Raw genomic sequence first — 5,674 nt, 5'->3', positions numbered from 1 at the left:
CCGCTGCGGGCGCGCGGCAAGGACATCGAGGTGCTGGCGAGGCATATGCTCGACCGCTTCAAGGGCGATTCGCACCGCCGCCTGCGGGGCTTTTCGCCCGACGCGATTGCCGCGCTGTACGGCTACGACTGGCCCGGCAACGTGCGCGAGCTGATCAACCGGGTGCGCCGTGCGATCGTGATGTCGGAAGGCCGGGTGATCACCGCCGCGGATCTCGAGCTGGACGACTATGCGGTGCTCGCGCCGGTGTCGCTCGTCGAGGCGCGCGAGGCCGCGGAGCGGCAGGCGATCGAGCATGCGCTGATGCGTCATCGCGGGCGCTTTGCCGACGCGGCGCGCGAGCTCGGCGTGTCGCGCGTCACGCTGTACCGGCTGATGTGCGCGCACGGGATGCGGGATCGCGGCGATGAGCTTGCCGGGCTGGCGACGCCGTTGCAGGAAGCGCCCGGACCCTGTGCCGAGCGCGCTTGGTAAAATCCGCGGGTACGGCCGCAGTCGCGGCCGAAGGAACCCGCATGAAACAGTATCTCGATCTCGTTCGTACCATCCTCGACACCGGCACCTGGCAGGAGAACCGCACGGGCATCCGCACCATCAGCATGCCCGGCGCGATGCTGCGCTTCGACCTCCAGCAGGGTTTTCCGGCAGTGACGACGAAGAGGCTCGCGTTCAAGTCGGCGATCGGCGAGCTGGTCGGCTTCCTGCGCGCGTCGAAGAGTGCCGCGGATTTCCGCGCGCTCGGCTGCAAGGTGTGGGACGCCAATGCGAACGAGAACGCGCAGTGGCTCGCGAACCCGTATCGCCGGGGCGTCGACGATCTCGGCGACGTCTATGGCGTGCAATGGCGTCAATGGCCCGGCTACAAGGTGCTCGACGCCGGGGCGCACGCGCAGATCGCCGACGCGACGAGCCGCGGCTATCGCATCGTCACGCAATTCGACGAGGACGGTGTGTCGAAGGTGCTGCTGTACAAGGCGATCGACCAGTTGCGCCAGTGTCTCGATACGATCATGCAGAACCCGTCGGACCGCCGCATCCTGTTCCATGCGTGGAATCCGGCGGTGCTCGACCAGATCGCGCTGCCCGCGTGCCATCTGCTGTACCAGTTCCTGCCGAACGTGGCGAAGCGCGAGATTTCGCTGTGCCTGTACATCCGCAGCAACGACGTCGGGCTCGGCACGCCGTTCAACCTGACGGAAGGGGCGGCGCTGCTGTCGCTCGTCGGCCGGCTGACCGGTTATGCGCCGCGCTGGTTTACGTATTTCATCGGCGATGCCCACATCTACGAAAACCAGCTCGACATGCTGCAACAGCAGCTCACGCGCGAGCCGTACGAAAGCCCGCGCCTCGTGATCGCCGATCGCGTGCCGGATTATGCGCAGACGGGGGTGTACGCGCCGGAATGGCTGGAGCAGGTAGAGCCGTCCGATTTTTCGCTCGTCGGCTACCGGCACCATGAACCGCTGACGGCGCCGATGGCGGTCTGAGCGTACGTGCCGATACACGGCATTCGGCGATCGACGTCCGAATGCACGACGGCCCGACCGGCTGATGCCGGTCGGGCTGTTTTTTTTCATGTGCGTCTGCGCTCACTCTCGACGCCGGTTGTCGTGTCCGTTGTCATGTGGCGCCGGGTTGTTTTGTACGTGTGGTGGGAGCATCGGCGGATGCGCGTCCATGTGGGGTGCCTGCATCTGAGGCCGCGTGTCCATGTGGGGTGCCTGCATCTGCGGACGCGCGTCCATGCGAGGCGCTTGCACCTGAGGTCGCGCGTCCATGCGCGGTGCCTGTATCTGCATGGCCGGTTGTGGACGCGGTATTTCGCGGGCCGGGGCCGGGGCACGATATTCGTTTCCGTGCGGCGGCGCGTAGTCCTGACGTGGCGCGGGCGGGGCGTAGTCGGGGCGGGGATGTGGCGTCGGGGCGGCACGGTCCGGCCGTGGCCGCGGTTGCGGCTGGGGTTCGGGGGCGGCGAAATCCGGCTGCGGACGCGGCTGCGCGATCCGCGCGTCGCCGCGCATGCCGGGCGCATTGCCGAATGTCGGCGGATGCGGCACGCCGTGTTCGGGCGCGCCGGCTGCATGACGGGCTGTGCCGTTCGGCGGCGGCGGGACATTCGGCGTCGCGCCGTTCATGGGGTGGGGCGTATTCGGCGCACCGGCGTTCTGCGCGCGGGGCATGTTGGGTGCGAAGCCGTTCCTGACGCGCGGTGCGTTTGCGGCCGGCCCGCTCATCGGATGACCGGCGGTTGCCGCGGCGGCCATGCCGGCCGCTGCCGCGCCCAAGCCTGCCGCCGCCAAGCCGGGCGATCCGGCATGCAGGCTGCCCGATTGACCTTCACCGGCCTCCTGCGTCGGCCGCACCACCGGGCTGTGCGGATTGACGAGCTGCACGTTGCGCATCGCCCAGCGCGGTTCCTGCGGATTGCCGGGCATCCGGACCGGCCGCGGCGTATAGTCCGGCGGCACGGCCGTTTTCACGACCGGCACGCCAGCACCGGGCACGCGTCCTCCGTGCTGGACGAGCTGGGCCGCGGCTTGATCGCGATAGGCGGCCGGTACGGCCGGGTTGCGCGTCGCCATGACCGGATGGCGAGCCATCTCGGCGGGCGGCTGATAGGCGGCGGTGCGCAGTCCGCCGGTGAAGCTCTGGCGCACCGGTGCAATGCCGGGTGTACCCGGCGTCACATGCGCATGGCGCCACTGCTGCGGATCGACGTGCTGCGAGAAGTGCGCGACCGGCTGGCCGTGCACGAATGCGGTCGCGGGGACGGCCGTGATCGCGTGCGGTGCGCGGTAGTTGACATACGTGTTGGTGATGTTCGTCACGTTCACGGTCTTGTTCACATTGATGTGATTCACCACGATGTTCTGGTTCACGCGCGCGTAATAGCGCGGGCTCCAGCCGCCCCAACGGGGATGCCAGGACTCGCCGGGCCCGAGCGGGAACCAGGCGACGCCGGCGGCGGCGATGCCGCCGGCCGTCAGGCCGACGCTCCAGTCGGATCCGCCGTCGTCGCCGCCGACGAACGCGACGAGCGCCGGCGCGTACACGGGCGGCGCGCTGACGACGAGCGGACCGGGCACCCACGCCCAACTGTCGTCGACGTAGGCCCAGCGGCCGTAGTGGTAGGGCGCGAATCCCCAGGGCTCGTCGTCGACCCAGGTCCAGCCCCACGGCGCTTGCCAGATCCAGCGGCCGTCGTGATAGGGCGCCCAGCCGTCCGGCACGTCGCTCGGCACCCACATCGCGCCGTAGCCCGGATGCTCGCGCCACGTGCCGTTCGCGTCCAGATCCTGGTAGCCGGGCATGTCGCGCGACACGTAGCGGGCCGATATCGAGCGATCTTCGTTTGCATCGCGGCCGGCCGCCCAGCGGTCGAGCGGATCGAGGCCGGGCGCGGGCGATTGCCGGGCGACCTGCAGACGGGTGCCGGTAAACACGACCTGCTGTCCCGGCGACAGCGGGAACTGGCCATTTTCGCCGTAGACGGTCGCGCTGCCGCGCCGCACCGTCACCGTCGTGCTGGCGCCGTTCGGCGCGACGTCGACACGGTAGTCGCCGGGGCGGGTGATGCCGAGCGCGAGATTGGGCGTATCGATTTCATATGACGTGCCGGGCGGCAGCGATCGCACGTGCGTCGAGACGGAGCCGAGACCGACCTTCAATTGCGTGGTCGTGTCGTCGAGATTCATCACCGAGAGGCTCGTCGATTCGCCGAGCCGCACGGCAGTCGATCCGACATGCAATTCCGAGCGGGCGCCGGCGTCGTTCCACAGCTGGTCGCCGGTCGTCAGCGGCCGATTGACGGCAGCGTACGACCACGTATCGGTGCCGGCCGGCTCGGTCGTCACGGCGCCGGACAGGTAATTGAGCCGCGCGACGCGGCCGGGCGGATCGCCGCCCGACGGATCGCCGCCCGGTTGCCGGGCCGCGGCGTCATAGGGCGGCGCGCCGGCTGGCTGGGCGAAAACCGGAGGCAGCGCAGCCAGCGCGGCGCACGCGACCAGCGCGAAACGCGTGGTGCGCTTGAGCGTAAGCAAGGGGGCCATGATGAGCGTTTTCGTCGTTCTGACGGCGCGTCGATTCACGCCGGTGAATTCACTCTATCCGCTCGGCCTGTTTCAGGGCTCGGTGTTTTGTAAGGCGGAGGGCCCGGCGTGTAACAAAACTTGTCTGCGACGCGGGGGCGCACGCCGCAGGCGAGCGGCGGCAGCGTCGAGACGGATGGCATGGCCGGGCAGGGCGTGACGATTCGCCGCTGGGCGGGAACGGCCGGGCGGCCCAACAGGCCCGTTGCGATGCGGTTGCGGCACGTATAATGGATTGCTTCACTTTCCCGCGCGGTTCCAAGCACGATGTCCCCCAACCTGTCCACGTCCACCCTCGATCGCACAGAAACCGTGTTCCGCTTCCTCGCCGAACCGACGTCCGTGAATTTTGGCGGGAAGGTGCACGGCGGCGCACTGATGAAATGGATCGACGAGGTCGCGTATGCTTGCGCGGCGGTCTGGTCGAGCCGCTATTGCGTGACCGTCAGTGTCGGCAATATCCGCTTTCAGCGTCCGATCCTGGTCGGCAATCTGGTCGAGTTGAGGGCGCGGGTCGTCGCGACCGGCCGCACCAGCATGCACATCCATGTGTCCGTGCATGCCGGCGATCCGAAAGGCGGGGTGCTGCGCCAGACGACCGACTGCCTCGTCGTGTTCGTTGCCGTCGACGAGAACGGCAACCCGCTGCCGGTGCCGCCTTTCGTGCCCGAGACCGATGAGCAGAAGCGTCTCGCGAAATATGCGATGGACGTGCGCGCCGCGCTCGACAAGATCGTCGAGCTGAAGCCGGAAGAAGTGGCATCCGGCCAGGTCTGACGCACACGGCGCGGCGCCGGACAGCGGTGGCGGCGTCACGGCTTCGCCGCACCGCATCGCCCGGCGGGTACCCTTCGCGCTGTCAGCGCGTGCCGGTCATCTGTTCCGGCCGCACCCATGCATCGAATTCCGCCTCGGTCAGATACCCGAGCGCGAGTGCCGCGGCCTTCAGCGTCGTGCCTTCCTTGTGCGCCTTCTTCGCGATCTGCGCGGACTTGTCATAGCCGATGTGCGGATTGAGCGCGGTCACGAGCATCAGCGATTCGTTGAGCAGCGCGTCGATGCGCGCCCGGTTCGGCTCGATGCCGACCGCGCAATGATCGTTGAAGCTCTGCGCGCCGTCGGCGAGCAGCCGCACCGACTGCAGCACGTTGTGCGCGATCATCGGCCGGAACACGTTCAATTCGAAATTCCCGCTCGCCCCGCCGAAGTTCACCGCGACGTCGTTGCCGAACACCTGGCAGCAGAGCATCGTCACCGCCTCGGACTGCGTCGGATTCACCTTGCCCGGCATGATCGAGCTGCCCGGCTCGTTTTCCGGGATCGACAGCTCGCCGAGGCCGCAACGCGGCCCGCTTGCCAGCCAGCGGATGTCGTTGGCGATCTTCATCAGGCTGGCGGCGACGGTCTTCAGCGCGCCATGCGCAAACACCAGCGCGTCGGCGGCCGCCATCACCTCGAACTTGTTCGGTGCGGTCACGAACGGCAATTGCGTGAGCCGGCCGATCTCCTCGGCGACGCGCACCGCGAACGCCGGATGCGCGTTCAACCCCGTGCCGACCGCGGTGCCGCCCAGCGCCAGCTCG

The 5,674-nt window shown here is 68.5% G+C and carries 5 protein-coding genes; 3 read left to right on the top strand and 2 right to left on the bottom strand.

Annotation, left to right across the window (positions count from 1 at the left end):
* Both KH616_RS20560 and KH616_RS20555 read left to right on the top strand, forming a co-directional pair.
* Positions 1-474, top strand: a 474-nt coding sequence (locus KH616_RS20560; RefSeq protein WP_292250340.1) for a helix-turn-helix domain-containing protein, incomplete at its 5' end; no start/stop codon positions are given.
* 41 nt (positions 475-515) lie between these two features.
* Complete coding sequence (locus tag KH616_RS20555; RefSeq protein ID WP_292250339.1) at positions 516-1,487, top strand: thymidylate synthase; 972 nt, start codon at positions 516-518, stop codon at positions 1,485-1,487.
* A 102-nt stretch (positions 1,488-1,589) separates the two neighbouring features.
* Here the strand turns inward: KH616_RS20555 and KH616_RS20550 are convergent, their stop codons facing one another.
* Positions 1,590-4,052 carry a DUF6600 domain-containing protein gene (locus KH616_RS20550; RefSeq protein WP_292250338.1) on the bottom strand — a complete coding sequence of 821 codons (2,463 nt, stop codon included), beginning with the start codon at positions 4,050-4,052 and terminating at the stop codon, positions 1,590-1,592.
* Between the two features lie 306 nt (positions 4,053-4,358).
* Here KH616_RS20550 and KH616_RS20545 point away from each other — a divergent pair, with 306 nt between their 5' ends.
* Positions 4,359-4,868, top strand: coding sequence for an acyl-CoA thioesterase (locus KH616_RS20545; RefSeq protein WP_292250335.1), 510 nt, complete (start codon positions 4,359-4,361; stop codon positions 4,866-4,868).
* Positions 4,869-4,950: 82 nt separating this feature from the next.
* On the opposite strand, the gene KH616_RS20540 is transcribed toward KH616_RS20545, so the two are convergent.
* The coding region (locus KH616_RS20540; protein ID WP_292250333.1) for a lyase family protein at positions 4,951-5,674 on the bottom strand (724 nt) is incomplete at its 5' end.

Source organism: Burkholderia sp. (assembly GCF_018375725.1).
Taxonomy (GTDB): domain Bacteria; phylum Pseudomonadota; class Gammaproteobacteria; order Burkholderiales; family Burkholderiaceae; genus Burkholderia.
The sequence above is the reverse complement of the archived record's forward strand: the minus strand, read 5'-3'. Positions and strand labels throughout refer to the sequence as shown.